Source organism: Clostridioides sp. LIBA-7678 (genome assembly GCF_056716065.1).
Genome location: NZ_CP196987.1, coordinates 1,082,061 through 1,101,963, shown reverse-complemented (window position 1 = coordinate 1,101,963; position 19,903 = coordinate 1,082,061). Strand labels below are relative to the sequence as shown.

General features: G+C 32.2%; 8 protein-coding genes, 1 tRNA gene and 3 rRNA genes. All 12 read right to left on the bottom strand.

Annotated features, from left to right (window positions below):
• Positions 1 to 70 precede the first annotated feature (70 nt).
• The 12 genes from ACTG46_RS05315 to ACTG46_RS05260 all read right to left on the bottom strand — a co-directional run bounded on the left by ACTG46_RS05315 (position 71) and on the right by ACTG46_RS05260 (position 19,890).
• On the bottom strand, positions 71 to 2,296 hold the full coding sequence (locus ACTG46_RS05315) for an ATP-dependent helicase (protein ID WP_479923730.1): 2,226 nt from the start codon (positions 2,294 to 2,296) through the stop codon (positions 71 to 73).
• Positions 2,289 to 4,205, bottom strand: coding sequence for a hypothetical protein (locus ACTG46_RS05310; RefSeq protein WP_479923729.1), 1,917 nt, complete (start codon positions 4,203 to 4,205; stop codon positions 2,289 to 2,291). Before ACTG46_RS05310 ends, ACTG46_RS05315 begins: the two co-directional genes overlap by 8 nt.
• 233 nt (positions 4,206 to 4,438) lie before the next feature.
• Complete coding sequence (locus ACTG46_RS05305; RefSeq protein ID WP_479923728.1) at positions 4,439 to 6,457, bottom strand: N-acetylmuramoyl-L-alanine amidase; 2,019 nt, start codon at positions 6,455 to 6,457, stop codon at positions 4,439 to 4,441.
• Between the two features lie 459 nt (positions 6,458 to 6,916).
• Positions 6,917 to 8,938: an N-acetylmuramoyl-L-alanine amidase gene (locus tag ACTG46_RS05300; RefSeq protein WP_231301623.1), complete on the bottom strand. Its 2,022-nt coding sequence runs from the start codon at positions 8,936 to 8,938 to the stop codon at positions 6,917 to 6,919.
• Positions 8,939 to 9,207: 269 nt separating this feature from the next.
• A 5S ribosomal RNA gene (gene rrf, locus ACTG46_RS05295) occupies positions 9,208 to 9,324 on the bottom strand.
• An 8-nt stretch (positions 9,325 to 9,332) separates the two neighbouring features.
• Positions 9,333 to 9,406 (bottom strand) — tRNA-Gly (locus ACTG46_RS05290).
• A gap of 90 nt (positions 9,407 to 9,496) precedes the next feature.
• Positions 9,497 to 12,393 (bottom strand): 23S ribosomal RNA (locus ACTG46_RS05285).
• 282 nt (positions 12,394 to 12,675) lie between these two features.
• Positions 12,676 to 14,178, bottom strand: a 16S ribosomal RNA gene (locus ACTG46_RS05280).
• The 16S, 23S and 5S rRNA genes sit together here with 1 tRNA gene alongside, the layout of an rRNA operon.
• Before the next feature lie 241 nt (positions 14,179 to 14,419).
• The gene (locus ACTG46_RS05275) at positions 14,420 to 15,394 is read right to left on the bottom strand and encodes a glycoside hydrolase family 73 protein (protein WP_479923727.1); all 975 of its coding nucleotides are present in this window, start codon (positions 15,392 to 15,394) and stop codon (positions 14,420 to 14,422) included.
• A gap of 108 nt (positions 15,395 to 15,502) precedes the next feature.
• Positions 15,503 to 16,627, bottom strand: a complete 1,125-nt coding sequence (wecB, locus tag ACTG46_RS05270; RefSeq protein WP_054269580.1) for a non-hydrolyzing UDP-N-acetylglucosamine 2-epimerase — start codon at positions 16,625 to 16,627, stop codon at positions 15,503 to 15,505.
• Between the two features lie 59 nt (positions 16,628 to 16,686).
• Positions 16,687 to 17,772 (bottom strand): glycoside hydrolase family 113, encoded by a 1,086-nt coding sequence (locus ACTG46_RS05265; RefSeq protein ID WP_079740286.1) that lies wholly within the window; start codon positions 17,770 to 17,772, stop codon positions 16,687 to 16,689.
• Positions 17,773 to 17,808: 36 nt separating this feature from the next.
• On the bottom strand, positions 17,809 to 19,890 hold the full coding sequence (locus tag ACTG46_RS05260) for a cellulose biosynthesis cyclic di-GMP-binding regulatory protein BcsB (RefSeq protein WP_479923726.1): 2,082 nt from the start codon (positions 19,888 to 19,890) through the stop codon (positions 17,809 to 17,811).
• Positions 19,891 to 19,903 lie beyond the last annotated feature (13 nt).

Below are 19,903 nucleotides of genomic sequence, written 5' to 3'. Positions count from 1 at the left end.
TGCTACTATCTATTGTTTTAACTTTTTCAATCAATATTTTAAACAATATATCAATCAAACTTATTATATATTAACAGTTATTCAACCTCTTTTCACTAATATGTCGGTTCAATCTGTTTAAGTATATACTTGGTTTTTGCTCTTTTCTTTTATTCCCTATATCATTTTCATCTCTATAAGCACTTCCCGAAAGTATTAACATTTCCTTTGCTCTGGTGATTCCTACATATAAAAGCCTAATTTTTTCATTTATAGAATCAATCTTAGTTTTATGAGCATAGTCAGTTGAGATACTTCCTTTTAATATAGCCTCAATTTCTGATTTAATAATTGCCATAGGATTTTTGTATTTTTCTTTTAAATACCATTTATCACTCTGAAATTTTTGATTGATATTGTCAGGGAAATTATATTCAATAAGACCTAATAAAAACACACAATCCCACTCCATGCCCTTTGACTTATGATAGTTACATAATGTTATACTTCCAGGTTCTGGTTCATATCCATTTATTTCATATACTACATCTATTATGTGATTGAATATCTTATTTTTTACATCAAACAATAAATTATATACATCTTCTAAATCCATATGTATATTTTCTGATACTAGATACTTTATATAAAAAGATATATAATCAAGTACAGCCTTATCTTCTTTTTCTAAATTAAGTTTTTTCCCAATAAATAAAACTAATAGGTCTAACCTTATTACTGGATATTCTAATATATGTTTTATAATATCTATTCCTCTTTTGAAACTTATATATATATCACTTTCTTCATTAATTTCGATTAAATCAGTCTCTATCTTACTAAATTCAAAATTGTAGATAATTTCTTCTGTTGAATAATTTTTTATTACTTCTAAGAAAGTTTTTTCCTCTGCTTCATTATCAGTATTTATAAAAACCTTATCAAGTACATCTATTAACTTTTCTATATCATCACAATGTAGCATAAAATCAATAATAGATGCTATGTTGTTTATAATTTTCCTCTTACTCATGGAATTGGGACCTAATTCTTCAAAAGATAGATTGTATTCTCTAAGCTCTTTAGCAACTTGTGTAACTTGCTCATTAAATGGAACTAATATACCTATACTCTTATCTGGGTATTTATTTTTTATCCCTTTAACATATTTGGCAGTTTGCTCTATTTCATTTTTCCAGCTTTTATACCACTTTACATTTATATTGTAATGTTCTGGGCTAGGATTTTCTTTATAACCCATTCCATTTGGAACAGTCTTTATTTGCATATCTTCAAGAGCATTTCTACATTCTTCCTGTTTAAATTCCTTTGTAACATAATCTACAAGAGTATTTGCTAAATTAAGTATATCTTCTGAACTTCTATTTGACATATTCATCCTATAACAGAAATCTGAGTTATTTATAAATTCTTTAAAAAATTTAGGGTCTGATGATGAAAATGTACCTGTTATACTCTGATTTATATCCCCCACTCTAACTAAATTTTTGTTTTCACTAGATATAATTTTTATTATATTACCTTGAATTTCATTTGAATCTTGGCATTCATCTTCAAAAATATATTTGTACCTAACTTGAAATTTCTTTCTAAGTGCTTCATCTAATGTCAAAGTTTTTTCTGCTAAAATTAATATGTCATCATAATCTAGTAATCCATTTTGCTTCAACTTCCTATCATATAATTTATATATTGGTAAAATAATTTTAAGCATTCCTTTGTGTCCTCTTGACAATATTTCCTCAAGTTTATCTGGAGAAATCCCCTTATACTTAAGCTCACTTATTGCGTTTACTGCAAATTCAAAAAAACCTCTTTCCCAAGCCTCAAGAGTTATTTCCTTCCAATGCTCATCTTTTTGCTCCTTTAGAAACCATCTAAAAGCTCTTTCTCCTCCTTCAAATCTAAATCTATTTATACATTCATTTAATATAATATTTTTTTGTAAATCATCAGCTATATTAAAATCCTCACTTAACATTACAACTTCTGGTTTTTCCTTTATTATCTTTACAGCCAAACTATGTATGGTCATTACTTCATATGAGCTAATATCATCTATTTTGTTCTCTTCAAGAATCTTTTTTATTCTACCTTTAAAATTATTTACAGCACTGTTCATATATGTAAGAACTAATATCTTGCCTCCTTTATGCCTTTGCTCAAGTAATAGCTTCGCTACTAAGTTTGTTATTATAAATGTTTTTCCTGCACCTGGTACTGCTGGTACTGCCATAGTACCAGCTTCATAATTTATTATCGGTATCTGATCTTCTCTATAATTTATATTAATCATAATTCTTATCTCCTTTATGTGAGATTTTTAAGAGCATACTATATAACATACTTTCTTGAATATATCCGTTAATAGTATACTCACTCTTATATGCATAAATTTTATTTGCATTTAGTAATAAATTATATACAGTATTGTATAGATAATATTTCTTATAATATTCTTCCATTTCATTTGTATAAACCTTTTTTTCCTCAAAAGATTTTCTAAGTACAATTAAATTACTTATATCTTTTTCTATTTTCATATTCCAAGCATTGCTTCCTATATCTACCCATATTTGTATACTTCTATCTATATTTGATGATATATATGAATAAGGAGTAGTTATTACTATTTTATCTTTGGATTTCAACTCCTCTATATCAACAACAGAGTAATAATCGTTTATTGTAGTCTTTAAAGCTTCTATAAATATTTTTTCTTCTCTCATACCAAGTAAATTTATACTTTCACTAAAAGACTCACTTTCAGTTATTATCTTTTTACATAACCCAACGTTCTTTTTACCTTCTTTTAAACCTAGCATTTTATCTATATAGAACTGAATTAAAAATTCATGTATTTTTATATCACTTTTCTTCTTATCTTCAATATACTGTAAAATATCACAGTACTGACTATATCCATCTATATCATCAATACTTAAATTTCTTGTTTCATTGAAAAGTTTAAATGCTTTTATCCGATTTATTTCTAAAAGAGTTTCTAAAAAGCTTAAATATTCATCCTCTTTTATAAAATCTAAATACCCATAAAATATGCAAGTAGCCACTACAAGGGCATTTCCATAAGGATAATCTATTGCTTTTTTGTCTTTTTTAGTATTAAAAACATCTATGTTTTTTTCTATCAAAGAATCCCTAATTTGATACTCTAATATAGTATTATTTATAGGAGATATAATTGCTATATCTCTTGGAGATACCCCACTTTCTATAAGAGATATAATTTTATTACTTATTAAATCTAACATTTCATTGTACAGTTGGCTTGATTGATTCAATTCTACTTTTGCATTTAATAAATATAAATCCTCTATTTTAATACTCTTCTTCTTAATCTTATCTTTTTCTTGTGAGTTAATTTTTGATATTATCTTTTCATTTATATAGTCTATATCTATATTGTTAAATACAGAATAATCCTTGCTATAGTCAATATATATATAACTTTCTAATACATTGTCTAATGCTTTTGCAATAAAATCAACTTCTACATTACTTGAACTTTCAAGGCTATCCACTATTATATATCTTACTTCTTTAAATAAGTTTTTTATATAAAAATCATCAGTAAGCAGATATTGATTATATAGATATACACTTAAAGCATTATCTAAAATTGAATTTGATAGTAATGAATTTATATAATACGATATAATTTCATCCATCTGAGTGTATGAAAATCTGTATATACTGTCTCTATTTTTCTTTGATGAATATATTTTTTCTCCTATAGAATCAAAGTCAGTTAAATTGAATGCTGCTTTGTTTATATTAGTTATTATACTATTTGCTATTGATTTATTTGTTCCTGTAATATCTTCAAAGTAACCTTCTTGTATCCTTTTTTCCTTAACTTTCTGTACTATTAAATATTCACTTAAGCTGTTTGATATAAATGTTGGAGATACAGTTTTTTTATTTATTTCATTACATTTTTCTATTATAAGTGGCCAATACTTCAATAATTCTTTTTTTACAAAACCTATATATGTTGTTATTTTCAACTCTTCACTGTAATCTAAATTTAAAAACCTTTCATATCTTATTTTTGTATTATTATTTGGAACTAATAGTATAATGCTTCTTGAATTATTATAGTTTTTTTCTAATATTTCTCTGTATTTATTTAAAGGTTCATATCTATATTCTTTTAAACCACTCTTTTCAAGTAAATATTCCACATAATCACCTTCCTCAATTAAATTAAGTGTATATTATCTAATTATATCATATTGTGTATTTTACAAAATACAATCAAATTATTGCATTTAACTACAAAAAAGACTATATATACAGAGTCTTGCATTCATATATGCAACAATGTATATACAGTCTTTGATATTGATACACTTATATTTCATTTTATGACTTTAATGTAAATTTACATTAAACTTTTAAATATTTTTACTTACAATTACTTTAATGACTCTTCTATACCCTTAGCTATTTGTGTTCCCATTTCTTTTACTTTTGCTGGAGAGTTTATTAAACTCATGTCACTAGCATTATCCAAAAATGCACATTCTACAAGTACAGCTGGCACATTATTAGTTCTTAAAACATATAAATAATCTTTTGCAGGGTTATCGTCTAGAGTTCTTATTTTTATACCTCTATTAGTAAGTTTAAATTTCTCTAAAATCCTATTTAATATATTTGTAGCTACAGTCTTAGTAGTTCCTCCATTTTTATCTTTAAGTTTATAAAATACTTCTACTCCATGACCTTTTCTATTATTATCACCATTGTAATGTATACTTGTAAATAAGTCTGGTTTAAGTGAGTTAGATAAAGCAGTTCTACTTCCAAGTGATACAGTTTTATCTGTATCTCTAGTCATAATTACATTTATACCTTTTGAACGTAAGTATTCAGTAGTTGCAAGTGAAGTATTTAAATTGTAATCTTTTTCAATCATTCCTCCAAATGAATTTCCAGGTGCTGAACCACCATGACCTGGGTCAATCATAACTGTCTTAGCACCAGTATTATTTCCTGGGTCTGTTGGAGTTGTATTATGTTTAGATAGTGATGCTGCTATAGAATTCATTACCTTCGAAGTCAATCCTCCGCCTATTTTATATACCTTATTAGCTGATTTAGCTTCTAAATTAGCTTTATGGTATGCAGACACATATGTCTTTGGCGTTATAAGAATTGGTGATTTTAAGCTAGCAGCTAATGGACCTGCTGTTAAAGCATCAACAAGTTCATCTGATTTAGCTACTAACACAGCTTCTAATTCATCCTCTGTATAGAATTTCTTTATTACATTTGCATTTGTTTCATGTCTATCTGCACCAGATACTCTATTATTAGTAACATTATCCTTCGTTATATCATTTACTTTATTAATTACATTTGTTGATATCATTTGAGGACCACCTATAAAATAAGCACTTTGTAAATCCTCACTCTCTAGCCATTGATATGTATTATTTGTAATACTATCTTTGTCAGCCACTATAATTGGTTGTTTATCTTGACCTGCTTTTGCTGCTATAGTAAGTGCATCTATTTCTCCACCATCCTTACCATTTGTTATATATACTTTATCTACATCATGATTTTTATCTATTTCTTTTGCTATCAATAGAGATGTCTCGTATCTATTAGAGCCATTTAGACGTGTTTGATTAGCATTTGCAGCCGATTTAATTTGATTAGCACTAGTTTTAGAAACGGAGTTTTCATCTCCAATTATAATTACATCTTTAGGATTTAGACGTTTTAACTCTGATTTTACACTATCTGGCACATTATTTTTTTCAACCAAAAGTATAGGTGCATTATATGTAGTTGCTAATGGAGTTGATATAATACCATCAATACTTACATCTCCATTTATTATAATTACCTTATCTGAACCATTTTTCCAGCCTTCTTTACTTATTTTAACTGCTGTTTCATATCTATCACTTCCTGTAAGCTCTGTGATAGGTGCAGAAGTTTTTCTCAAGTATTTACTTACATCTTTTCTTGAAGTTATGTCTTCAATTATACATTCTTGTGTTACATTATAGTCTTTTAACTTTAGTCCCATATTTTCCAGTTCTTGTTTGTTTAAAGTCTTCGGATTATTTTCACTGTTTATTGTTATACCTTGTAACTCCCAAACATTTTGATATTCTGGGTCTTTATTATAATTGATAGTCCCTTCATATACCCCAGTTGATTTATTGTAATTTATAGTCGTATCTAATGGCATATCATAACACTTATATTTTAATGTAATACTATCTGCATCTGGCTTTTCTTTAAATTTAACACTAACTTTTGATGTACTACCTAAAACTATACTTTTTTTCTCTAAATTTATACTTAAATCTGCATTATTTTCCATAGCACTAGATTCAGTGGCAAATGCCATTGTCGGTGCAACAATTGCCATTGAAAGAATTCCTGTTGTTAATAATTTTGTATTTCTTTTCATATCAATCTCCTTATTTAAAATAAATTTCTAATTTAATCTTCTTAATTTTTTAATATGTCAAAGTGTATCTTCCCAATTTATAAATAATTTATAAATAAATTATAAAAATAAAATAATAAAAAAATAAACGTATTAGATACATTTATTTATCTTCACTATATCACTTATTACAATAAAAATCCATAAAAAACAAATAATAACACAAAATACCTTAATTTTTATCGTATTTTATAGACAAATATCACCATTTTTAATAGCTAATAATATTCTTGGTCTATATGAATGTTTTTATATTATACTTAACTACAAAAGGCTATATATACACTATTTTGCACTTATATGCAACAGTATATATATAGCCTTTCTTACTAATACAATTATATTTTATTTTGTAGACTTAGTCTAAGTTTAATACAATAATTTATTTTATATTAAGACCTTTAATTATTCTCATTTAGACTATTTTAGTGACTCTTCTATACCTTTACCAATTTGTGTACCCATTTCCTTTACCTTGCTTGATGTATTCAATAAACTCATATCTTTTTCATTATCTAAAAACGCACATTCTACAAGTACTGCTGGCATGTCATTTGTTCTTAAAACATATAAATAATCTTTTGTTGCATCAGTTGATAGTGCTCTCGTCTTAGCACCTCTGTTTTTTAGATTGAACTTTTCTAAAATTCTATTTAATATATTTGTAGCTAAAGTTTTGGTAGTTCCACCATTTTTATCTTCAAGTTTATAAAATACTTCCACACCATTTCCAGTTGTATCAGACGCATTATAGTGTATACTTGTAAATAAATCTGGTCTTAAAGAATTAGATAAAGCAGTTCTATTTCCAAGTGATAGAGTTTTATCTGTGTCTCTAGTCATAATTACATTTATACCTTTTGAACGTAAATATTCAGTAGTTGCAAGTGAAGTATTTAAAGTATAATCTTTTTCTTTAATACCTCCTAATGGTTTTCCTGTTGTTCCACTATCCGAACCGCCATGTCCTGGGTCAATCATAACTGTCTTAGCACCAGTATTATTATCTGGGTCTGTTGGAGTAGTATTATGTTTAGATAGTGATGCTGCTATAGAGTTCATTACATTGGAAGTCAATCCTCCGCCTATTTTATATACCTTATTAGCTGATTTAGCTTCTAAATTCTCTTTATGATATGCTGACACATACGTTTTTGGTGTTATAAGTATTGGTGATTTTAAGTTAGCTGCCAATGGACCTGCTGCTAAAGCATCAACAAGTACATCCGATTTAGCTACTAACACAGCTTCTAATTCATCCTCTGTATAGAATTTCTTTATTACATTTGCATTTGTTTCATGTCTATCTGCCCCATATACTCTATTATTAGTAACACTATCCTTCGTTATATCATTTATTTTATTGATGACATTTGTTGATATCATTTGAGGACCACCTATAAAATAAGCACTTTGTAAGTCCTCACTCTCCAACCATTTGTATGTATTATTTGTAATACTATCTTTATCAGTTAATATAATCGGTTGCTCATCTTGACCTGCTTTCGCTGCTATAGTGAGTGCATCCACTTCTCCACCAGTAGCATTCGTTATGTACACTTTATCTACATCGTGATTTTTATCTATTTCTTTTGCTATCAATAGAGATGTCTCATATCTATTAGAGCCACTTAGACGTGTTTGACTAGCATTTACAGCTGTTTTTATCTGATTAGCACTAGTTTTAGAAATGGAGTTTTCATCTCCAATTATAATTACATCTTTAGGATTTAGACGTTTTAATTCTGATTTTACACTATCTGGCACATTATTTTTTTCAACCAAAAGTATAGGTGCATTATACGTAGTCGCTAATGGAGTTGATATAATCCCATCAATACTTACATCTCCACTTATTATAATTACCTTATCTGAACCATTTTTCCAGCCTTCTTTACTTATTTTAACTGCTGTTTCATATCTATCACTTCCTGTAAGTTCTGTGATAGGTGCAGAAGTTTTTCTCAAGTATTTACTTACATCTTTTCTCGAAGTTATGTCTTCAATTATACATTCTTGTGTTACATTATAGTCTTTTAAATTTAGTCCCATCTTTTCCAGGTCTTGTTTGTTTAAAGTCTTCGGATTATTTTCACTGTTTATTATTATACCTTGTAATTCCCAAACATTTTGATATTCTGGGTCTTTATTATAATTGATAGTCCCTTCATATGCTCCAGTTGATTTATTGTAATTTATAGTCGTATCTAATGGCATGTCATAACATTTATATTTTAATGTAATACTGTCTGCATCTGGCTTTTCTTTAAATTTAACACTAACTTTTGATGTACTACCTAAAACTATACTTTTTTTCTCTAAGCTTATATTTAAATCTGCATTATTTTCCATAGCACTAGATTCAGTGGCAAATGCCATTGTCGGTGCAACAATTGCCATTGAAAGAATTCCTGTTGTTAATAACTTCCCATTTCTTCTCATATTAATTTATTAATCTCCTTACTTAATATAAATTTCTATTTTGTTTTATAGATTTAAATTTAAAAAATATATCAAAGTGTATCTACCCAAAATTATAAATAATTATATAAAAAATAAACTTATAAAACACAAAAAATAAAAAAATTAAATATATCTAATATATTTAATTATATCCACTATATCATTTATTGCCAAAAAAATCTATAAAAGACAAATAAAAACATATAATAATTGTAGTTTTATTAAATTTTATACAACAAAAAAAGATTACGTGGCTACGTCCTACTCTCCCAGGCAGTTTCCCACCAAGTACCATCAGCGCTAGAGAGCTTAACTTCTGTGTTCGGAATGGGAACAGGTGTATCTTCTCTGCTATTGTAACCACATAATCTTTTGGAGCGGGTGAAGGGGATCGAACCCTCACAGCTGGCTTGGAAGGCCAGAACTCTACCATTGAGCTACACCCGCATTAAATTTTTATAAATTAATATAACTAATTTTCTAGAGTTAACACTCTAAAAACTACACATATATTTTACTGAATGGACATCAAATAATTTGGTCAAGTCCTCGACCTATTAGTATCGATAAGCTAAATACATTGCTGCACTTACACCTTCGACCTATCAACCAGATAGTCTTTCTGGGGTCTTACCCTTGCGGTGGGAAATCTTATCTTGAAGTTGGCTTCGCGCTTAGATGCTTTCAGCGCTTATCCATTCCGTACATAGCTACCCAGCCATGCCCTTGGCAGAACAACTGGTACACCAGAGGTACGTCCATCCCGGTCCTCTCGTACTAAGGACAGGTCTTCTCAAATTTCCTACGCCTGCGACGGATAGGGACCGAACTGTCTCACGACGTTCTGAACCCAGCTCGCGTACCACTTTAATGGGCGAACAGCCCAACCCTTGGGACCTACTACAGCCCCAGGATGTGATGAGCCGACATCGAGGTGCCAAACCTCCCCGTCGATGTGGACTCTTGGGGGAGATAAGCCTGTTATCCCCAGGGTAGCTTTTATCCGTTGAGCGATGGCCCTTCCACGCAGAACCACCGGATCACTAAGTCCGATTTTCATCCTTGCTCGACCTGTATGTCTTGCAATCAAGCTCTCTTTTGCCTTTACACTCTACGTACGATTTCCGACCGTACTGAGAGAACCTTTGAGCGCCTCCGTTACCTTTTGGGAGGCGACCGCCCCAGTCAAACTGCCCACCTGACAGTGTCCCAAGACCAGATTCATGGCCTATGGTTAGAGTCCCAGTACTACAAGGGTGGTATCCCAAGGATGGCTCCGCCAAAACTGGCGTCCTGGTTTCAAAGCCTCCCACCTATCCTGTACATGTAGTACCAAGACCCAATGTCAAGCTACAGTAAAGCTCCATGGGGTCTTTCCGTCCTGTCGCAGGTATCCGGCATCTTCACCGGAATTACAATTTCACCGAGTCTGTTGTTGAGACAGTGCCCAAATCGTTACGCCTTTCGTGCGGGTCGGAACTTACCCGACAAGGAATTTCGCTACCTTAGGACCGTTATAGTTACGGCCGCCGTTTACTGGGGCTTAAGTTCACTGCTTCGATTACTCTAACAGATCCCCTTAACCTTCCAGCACCGGGCAGGCGTCAGCTCCTATACATCGTCTTGCGACTTAGCAGAAACCTATGTTTTTGGTAAACAGTCGCTTGGGCCTATTCTCTGCGGCCACCGAATGGTGGCACCCCTTATCCCTAAGTTACGGGGTCATTTTGCCGAGTTCCTTAACAACAGTTCTCTCGCGGGCCTTAGGATACTCTCCTCACCCACCTGTGTCGGTTTGCGGTACGGGTACCTTTAACCTCGATAGAGACTTTTCTTGACAGTGTGAAATCAGCTACTTCGCTACTAAATTTCGCTCCCCATCACATCCCAGCATTATCAGAGCGGATTTACCTACTCTGACTACCTCAATGCTTGGGCACACATAACCAACAGTGTGCTTAGCTTATCCTACTGTGTCATCCCATCTCTCAAACGGTTATCGGTAGTACAGGAATATCAACCTGTTGTCCATCACCTACGCCTTTCGGCCTCAGCTTAGGTCCCGACTAACCCAGGGCGGACGAACCTTCCCCTGGAAACCTTGGGTTTACGGCCTGTGGGATTCTCACCCACATCTCGCTACTCATGCCAACATTCTCACTCCCATACTGTCCACATGTCCTTACGGTCATGCTTCAACCCGTATGGGAAGCTCCCCTACCCATCATAATGATGCCGTAGCTTCGGTAGTAAGTTTTAGCCCCGGAAATCTTCGGCGCAGGATCACTCGACCAGTGAGCTATTACGCACTCTTTGAATGAGTGGCTGCTTCTAAGCCAACATCCTGGTTGTCTGTGCAATCCCACATCCTTTACCACTTAACTTACATTTAGGGACCTTAGCTGACGATCTGGGCTGTTGCCCTTTCGACTATGAATCTTATCACCCACAGTCTGACTCCCAAGTATAAGATGACGGCATTCGGAGTTTGATAGTCTTCGGTAGGTGCAATACCCCCTAGGACATTCAGTGCTCTACCTCCGTATCTCTCACCTTGAGGCTAGCCCTAAAGCTATTTCGGGGAGAACCAGCTATCTCCGGGCTCGATTGGAATTTCACCGCTACCCACAAGTCATCCCCGAGCTTTTCAACGCTCGTGGGTTCGGACCTCCACGAAATTTTACTTTCGCTTCATCCTGCTCATGGGTAGGTCGCCCGGTTTCGGGTCTACGTCAAGTAACTGAACGCTCAGTTAAAACTCGCTTTCGCTACGGCTCCACACCTTAAGTGCTTAACCTTGCTACTTAACGTAACTCGTTGGCCCGTTCTACAAAAAGTACGCGGTCACACAAGAAATGTGCTTCCACAGCTTGTAAGTGCAGGGTTTCAGGTTCTATTTCACTCCCCTCCCGGGGTTCTTTTCACCTTTCCCTCACGGTACTATACGCTATCGGTCACTAGGTAGTATTTAGCCTTGGAGGGTGGTCCCTCCTGCTTCCCACAGGGTTTCACGTGTCCCGTGGTACTCTGGATCATATCTAAAGTTTTCTCGTTTAACATACAGGACTATTACCTTCTGTGGTGGGTCTTTCCAAACCTCTTCAATTACGATACCTCTTCGTTATGATATGTCCGCAACCCCAATAAAGAAAACTTTATTGGTTTGGGCTCTTCCGCGTTCGCTCGCCGCTACTTACGGAATCGAATTTCTTTCTCTTCCTTCAGGTACTTAGATGTTTCAGTTCCCTGAGTTCCCCTCATTAAGCTATGTATTCACTTAATGATACTTAGACATTACTCTAAGTGAGTTTCCTCATTCGGAAATCTTCGGATCAAAGTTTACGTGCAACTCCCCGAAGCTTATCGCAGCTTATCACGTCCTTCATCGGCTCCTAGTGCCAAGGCATCCGCCCTGCACCCTTAATAACTTGACCAGTTAAAAAGGTTTGATAGATTAAAGTCTATCAACTTGATAATTTTTAAAAGTTATCAGCTTTATATATTACAAATTAGATGTCATATCACTAAATATATATGCAGTTTTCAAAGTGCTAACGCACAACGCCAACGGATAAATCCCGTTGCTTAAAGTGCTAACGCACGTCGCCAACAAACAAACTTAACATTCGTTCAGTTTATTCTGTTGCTTAAAGTGCTAGTTTTGAGTATTCGTAAAAACGAACCCTCAAAATTAAACAGTAGGTAATTCTCCTTAGAAAGGAGGTGATCCAGCCGCACCTTCCGATACGGCTACCTTGTTACGACTTCACCCCAGTTATTGATTCCACCTTCGACGACTTCTTCCAAAAGGTTAGATAATCGGCTTCGGGCGTCTCCAACTCCCGTGGTGTGACGGGCGGTGTGTACAAGACCCGGGAACGCATTCACCGCAGCATTCTGATCTGCGATTACTAGTAACTCCAGCTTCATGTAGGCGAGTTTCAGCCTACAATCCGAACTGAGAGTAGCTTTAAGGGATTAGCTCCACCTTACGGCTTGGCAACCCTCTGTACTACCCATTGTAGCACGTGTGTAGCCCTAAGCATAAGGGGCATGATGATTTGACGTCATCCCCACCTTCCTCCAGGTTATCCCTGGCAGTCTCTCTAGAGTGCCCAACTTAATGATGGCAACTAAAGACAAGGGTTGCGCTCGTTGCGGGACTTAACCCAACATCTCACGACACGAGCTGACGACAACCATGCACCACCTGTCACCAATGTCCCCGAAGGGAACTCTCCGATTAAGGAGATGTCATTAGGATGTCAAGCTTAGGTAAGGTTCTTCGCGTTGCTTCGAATTAAACCACATGCTCCGCTACTTGTGCGGGTCCCCGTCAATTCCTTTGAGTTTCACTCTTGCGAGCGTACTTCCCAGGCGGAGTACTTAATGCGTTAGCTGCGGCACCGAGGGGGGTAACCCCCGACACCTAGTACTCATCGTTTACAGCGTGGACTACCAGGGTATCTAATCCTGTTTGCTCCCCACGCTTTCGTGCCTCAGCGTCAGTTACAGTCCAGAGAGCCGCCTTCGCAACTGGTGTTCCTCCTAATATCTACACATTTCACCGCTACACTAGGAATTCCACTCTCCTCTCCTGCACTCAAGTCTCCCAGTTTCAAGAGCTTACTACGGTTGAGCCGTAGCCTTTCACTCCTGACTTGAAAGACCGCCTACGCACCCTTTACGCCCAGTAAATCCGGATAACGCTAGCCCCCTACGTATTACCGCGGCTGCTGGCACGTAGTTAGCCGGGGCTTCCTCCTCAAGTACCGTCATTATCTTCCTTGAGGACAGAGTTTTACGACCCGAAGGCCTTCATCACTCACGCGGCGTTGCTGCATCAGGCTTTCGCCCATTGTGCAATATTCCCCACTGCTGCCTCCCGTAGGAGTTTGGACCGTGTCTCAGTTCCAATGTGGCCGATCACCCTCTCAGGTCGGCTACTGATCGTCGCCTTGGTAAGCCGTTACCTTACCAACTAGCTAATCAGACGCGGGTCCATCCTGTACTGGCTCACCTTTGATATTTAAGAGATGCCTCTCAAATATGTTATCCCGTATTAGCATACCTTTCGGTATGTTATCCGTGTGTACAGGGTAGGTTACCCACGCGTTACTCACCCGTCCGCCGCTCTTTACCGAAGTAAATCGCTCAACTTGCATGTGTTAGGCACGCCGCCAGCGTTCATCCTGAGCCAGGATCAAACTCTCAAATAAAAGTTTATCAGGCTCAGATACTATTGTTATCAAAATATCTGGCTTTATGGTTTGTTTCTTGTTTTATAAATTAACCTACTGTTTAATTTTCAAAGTTCATTTTGTTCTCTTTCGAGTACAGTAATAATAATATCACCTTTCAAATAACAAGTCAATACATTTTTTTAGTTTTTTTTACAAATTTTCTATTCTTTTGCAAAGAATAATATTCTCCTGTTATATTTTCATATGAAGTTAATAATTATTTTGTTTCTACTTTATTATCTATAAGTTGCAAATTGTAACTTCTAATAACTTCTATTAATAGTTCTGCATATATGCGATTTCCTTTTTTATCTTCAGCTGTACTATACCCTGCATTTTCTAATGCTTGTGCTTGACTAATATAATCTTTTGCCTCAAATAAACCATGCTTTCTATATCTTTTATTATTAACTAAAAACAAACTATGGTCTCTAACAGAATCCTGTAATGAATTATATGACCTGAAATTTGCTACTATTTTCTCATTATAGTGTTCTGAAGTTGAAATTTCTACTTTCTTTCCTTTCCATGCTTTGTCTGCTTTTATCCCAAATAAATTATTACTCTGCTTTGTAAGTTTAGAGTTTCCCCATCCAGATTCTAATATAGCTTGTCCTATTGTTATTGATGGCAGTATTCCATAATCAATATACTCTCTTATAGCTGAGTCTTCTAGTTTTTTTATAAATTTAATTTTTTCATCACTATTATTTAATTCTTTATTTCCAAGATACGTGTATTCTAAATCCTTCATATATTTTTTTGCTCTACTTTTTTGAGAAGAGTCAAATTTTAATTCACTCAATACTTTAGTAAATTTCTTTACTTTATATACATCCTCTCCCTTATCATTTTTATCTTCTATTATAAACTTTTTCCCTATATTTAATGTGTCTTTCTTTTTTATGTTACTTAAATCTTCATCATGTATTACCATATCTATAGCAAGCAACTCCTTCCAACTTAATTGGACTTTACTATCACCTGCTTCATCAGCTACATCCATATAGTATTCAATTTTAGTACTTTCTATATCTCTTATTTTATATAATTCCTCAAAATACTTCGTTATATTAAAAACAGCAATTATACTTGCTATTATACATACAGTAATAAAAATTTTTTTTAATAGAAGCTTTATTCTCCTTACACTTTTATTTCTACCTAAGTTTTTTATGGTTTTTCTAGCCATATTACTCCCCCTTAAAAATGGTATTACTTATGTTATCACAGATTTTATATCAAGTGGATAATAATTTTAATTCTTCCCACTATAAATTTAAAATTAAATAAACAAAAACTAATTTAGATATTTACAATTTAATTTCTTCATTATTATGTCCACTATATATTTACTTGCTTTTCCATCCCCATATGGATTAGATGCTTTACTCATCTGATTATAACTCTTTTTATTTATTAATAAACTACTCACTGAATTATATATTCTATCTTCATCAGTACCTACTAATTTAAGTGTCTTAGCTTCAATCCCTTCAGTTCTTTCTGTTTTATCACGTAACACAAGGACTGGTTTACCTAACGATGGAGCTTCTTCCTGTATTCCTCCACTATCAGTCATTATCATGTATGATTTATTTAAAAAATTATGAAAATCAACCACTTCTAAAGGTTCTATAATATGAATTCTTTTATGAGATTTTCCAAATACTTTATCCGCTATATTACGTATCTCAGGATTTAAATGTATAGGATATACTATTTGTACATCTTCAAAGTCATCTACTATTCGTTTTACAGCTTTGAATATATTTTTCATAGGATTACCCAAGTTTTCTCTTCTATGAGAAGTCAATAAAATCATCCTGTCATTACCAATCTTATCAATTATAGGATGATTATAGTCTTCTTTTATTGTCATACGCAAAGCATCAATTGCAGTATTACCAGTTACAAATATACTATTTTTAGGCTTTCCTTCATAAATCAAGTTTTTTCTAGCCAAATTAGTAGGGGCAAAGTGTATATCAGCAATAACACTTGTAAGTTGTCTATTTAATTCCTCTGGAAATGGAGAATATTTATCATAAGTTCTAAGTCCAGCTTCTATGTGACCAACAAAGATTTTATTATAGAATGCAGTCAAACTAGTGGCTAGAGTTGTTGTCGTATCTCCATGAACTAATATTATATTTGGATTTTCCTTATTTATAATTAATGGAAGTTCCTTTAAAATTTTGCATGTTATATCATTTAAGCTTTGCCCTTTCTTCATTATATCCAAATCATAGTCTACATTTATGTTGAATGTTTCTATAACTTGGTCAAGCATTTCTCTATGTTGAGCTGTAACACATACAATACTTTTTATATGCTCTCTCTCTTCAAGTTCCTTTATTAAAGGAGCCACTTTAATAGCCTCAGGTCTAGTTCCAAATACAGTCATAACCTTGATGTCATTCATTTGTATCTCTCCTAATCATACATTTAATTTATACAAATACTAATATTTACATAACAAAACTATTCATACCAAGACTTAATAACCTTTATACTTTCCTTTGATGGGTAAAAATTTTTTTCTTCATCTATTTTACCTACACAAAATACAGAAAAACCATTTATCCAATCCTCATTTTCAAAAACTTTTTTATATGCCTCAAAGCATCTTGCTTGCTCTTCATCATTTATAACCTCTGAAGGAATATGATTCCAAGGTTGAGAACTTGCATTTTCTCTATTTGAAAAACCTAGTTCTCCAAAAAATATTGGTTTTCCATGAACTTTATAAAGATTATATATTTCTTCTTTTATATTCTGTCTTCTATTATTTACAGTAGATGAATGTAATGCAGAAACTAGTTCATCCACTGTATTAATAGGTTTATTACTTAATTCAAAATACGCTGCTATAGATATAAAATCTAACTTATCAAAAAAATTATTATTTAGTTTTTGTTCATAGGATAGCTTACTATTTAAGTCATCTTTTTTTGTATACCACCAATTAGTCCTGTATGTTACAAGCCCATCAAATTTTGATTGTACAAAATCTATTATTTCACTCCAATTTTTCTGATATTCTTCTAAATGTACCAAATTAGAACCTATATTTAAAACATTTACATCTAAAGGATTTGCTACATCTATTATAAGTTCATTTAATATAGTATTTTGCCATGTATAAAAAAATCGCTCTTTATTTCTAGGGTTCCAGTCGGTCTCATATAATTCACCATTTTCTATCCACGGATACGCTTCTAATATTGTTGAAATACCTTTTTTGTTTAGTTTTTTTATTAGTTTAATTGCTTTTTCTTTACTACTATTATCTATTGTCATAATATCAGAATTAATTTCATCTACATTTATAATTATAGGTACATTTACTGTATTCAATCCTAGTTTATCTATATCCTTCATAACTTGTTTTATTTCATAGTCTACAGATAAATTGGCTGATTTAATCTTGCCATCATATTGATTATTTATTGAACTTTTATCTCTTAACTCTGTACCTATAAAGTAGATTATAAATATAAAAATTAAAACCATTACTGAGATTAAAATATTTCTTTTTAATTTAAATTTATTTATATATTTATTCAAATTATATACCTCTTTTAAAATAATAGATTTATCATATTATCTTCTTTTATACTTTTTTATATATAACATTGACAATACTGCCACTACAATTATAGTAATAAAAGAAATTATTAAAAATGCTTTAGTTGTCTTACTAATACTAATGTCATTATTTGAAACTTTTACTTCTTTATTTACTTTTAAATTATAAGATAAATCTTCTACTTCTCCATATTCATCAATTGTTATTGTATCTCCTTTTAAATCATTAACTTTACTTTTGTTTAATAAATAATCCATTCCTAAATATAAGTTTTTTTCATTTATCGAACTAATTACCAGGATATTTTTTTGATTATTATAAGGTGATTTTATCAATTGAATTGCAGAAATATCTTTTCCATAACCATCAATAAAACTTATCTTATCATTTGATAAAAATGTGGAGTAGCTTTTGTTAAACTTTATATTTAAATTATCATTTAACATCTGTATAACAGAATTATTAAGTGGTACCCCAAAAACTATAATATTGGTATCTTTATATTTGTCATTAAATTCTTTTCCTCTAATTACATTTATGTTTCCTTTATAGGAATTTATACTTGCACCTAAATTAACCCCTAATCTAGACATCCAAGTCATAGCTTGTGAACCTGAATAATCTGGCATTATTACAGTTAAATCATTAAATTCATCATCTTTAACAAATGGATATGGATAACTTTCAAAAGACAAGGATTCCTTATTTTTTGTAGATATCTCCAAATAAGAACTATTTAATACGTATGCCCAAGGATTATTACTTTCCCTTGTAATACAATTCTGATTTTTTATACTCAAATTAAATGCCAACTTAACTTGATAGTAGTCTTTATTATCTATATCTTTGGGTATTTTTAATTCTAGTTTATCGTTATTAGAATGTGACCTATCCAATTTTTTACTTCCCACAACAACATCATTTATGGATACTGTAACCAAAGATTTTTCAAAATCCAAATTACCAGAATATCTTAAATTTAAAACAATCTTTGAACCATAATCTAATATCTTACCCTTTGGTATTTTGACATCGAACAAAGCTTGTTGATTAAATGCACCTTCTAACAAAAAATCTGAATAACCTAAGTCCTTTAGTGTCAAATGACTTAAATTTAGCTCTTGTTGCTCATTAGTTTTTACATTAGTGTTTTTGTTTACAATTACTGATGATGATAGCACTTGATTAGAGAGTTTATTTTCTACCAATAAATTTGATGCCTTTATTAAGTCCTCTTCATTACTGCCAATTATCACCATCATCTTCTTATTCTTATTATAAGGGGAATCTACTTGTTTAATTATACAATTTGAAGATAATAGGGTTTGTTCCTTTGTGCTTAAAATATTCAAAATTTCTTCTGCTGTATTTTCAGGTTTACCAACATATATAATATTATCTTCAGACCAATTTTTCATTTCTGAATATAGTTTAACATTAAGTTTTAAGTTATCATTTTTTGTTGTTTTTCCAAATTCTGAAGCTAGATTGAACACAGCTGTAGATTCTCCCCTAGTCATATTGTCTGGGACTACCATAGTTGTGTCCAAATTAAGCTTATCTTCAACTTCTGAATATGGATATGGATATTCACTTATTGAATTTCCCATATTTTTCTGCGTATATCTAATTGAAGTATATGATTCTTTATGAATAACCATCCAATTTCCAGTATTGGAATCATCCTGACAAATTTTATCAGATATTGTTTTATATGCTTTTATTTTTATTTCATTATAACCTTGGATTATATAGTCTTTTGGTACTAGTACCTCTAGTGTATTTTTATAATCAATCTTAGCATTTAATTTAATGGATTTTATTGGTACATTATTTATTAAAACGGTTAGGCTAGAAACATCTCCATTTAATATTTGACTCTTACTAAAATTAAGGTGTAATAAGACTTCCTCAATATCCCAATTTTTATTTACCTCAAAAAAGGTACTATTACTTCCTATAACTCCATCTATAGTGATGTCTCTTTCAAACTTATAGTTTTTAACTTTAGTCTCATCAGCCTTTACTTCATTTACAAGCAATATATTTGAAAAAAACAATACTAAAGATATAATTGATATAACAAATTTTTTCATGCTAGTTCCTCCT

Coding starts and splice junctions, on each gene's coding strand:
- ACTG46_RS05300 (WP_231301623.1), bottom strand. CDS start 8,938: ATGAGAAGAAATGGGAAGTTATTAACAACAGGAATTCTTTCAATGGCA.
- wecB (WP_054269580.1), bottom strand. CDS start 16,627: ATGAATGACATCAAGGTTATGACTGTATTTGGAACTAGACCTGAGGCT.
- ACTG46_RS05305 (WP_479923728.1), bottom strand. CDS start 6,457: ATGAAAAGAAATACAAAATTATTAACAACAGGAATTCTTTCAATGGCA.
- ACTG46_RS05260 (WP_479923726.1), bottom strand. CDS start 19,890: ATGAAAAAATTTGTTATATCAATTATATCTTTAGTATTGTTTTTTTCA.
- ACTG46_RS05315 (WP_479923730.1), bottom strand. CDS start 2,296: ATGATTAATATAAATTATAGAGAAGATCAGATACCGATAATAAATTAT.
- ACTG46_RS05275 (WP_479923727.1), bottom strand. CDS start 15,394: ATGGCTAGAAAAACCATAAAAAACTTAGGTAGAAATAAAAGTGTAAGG.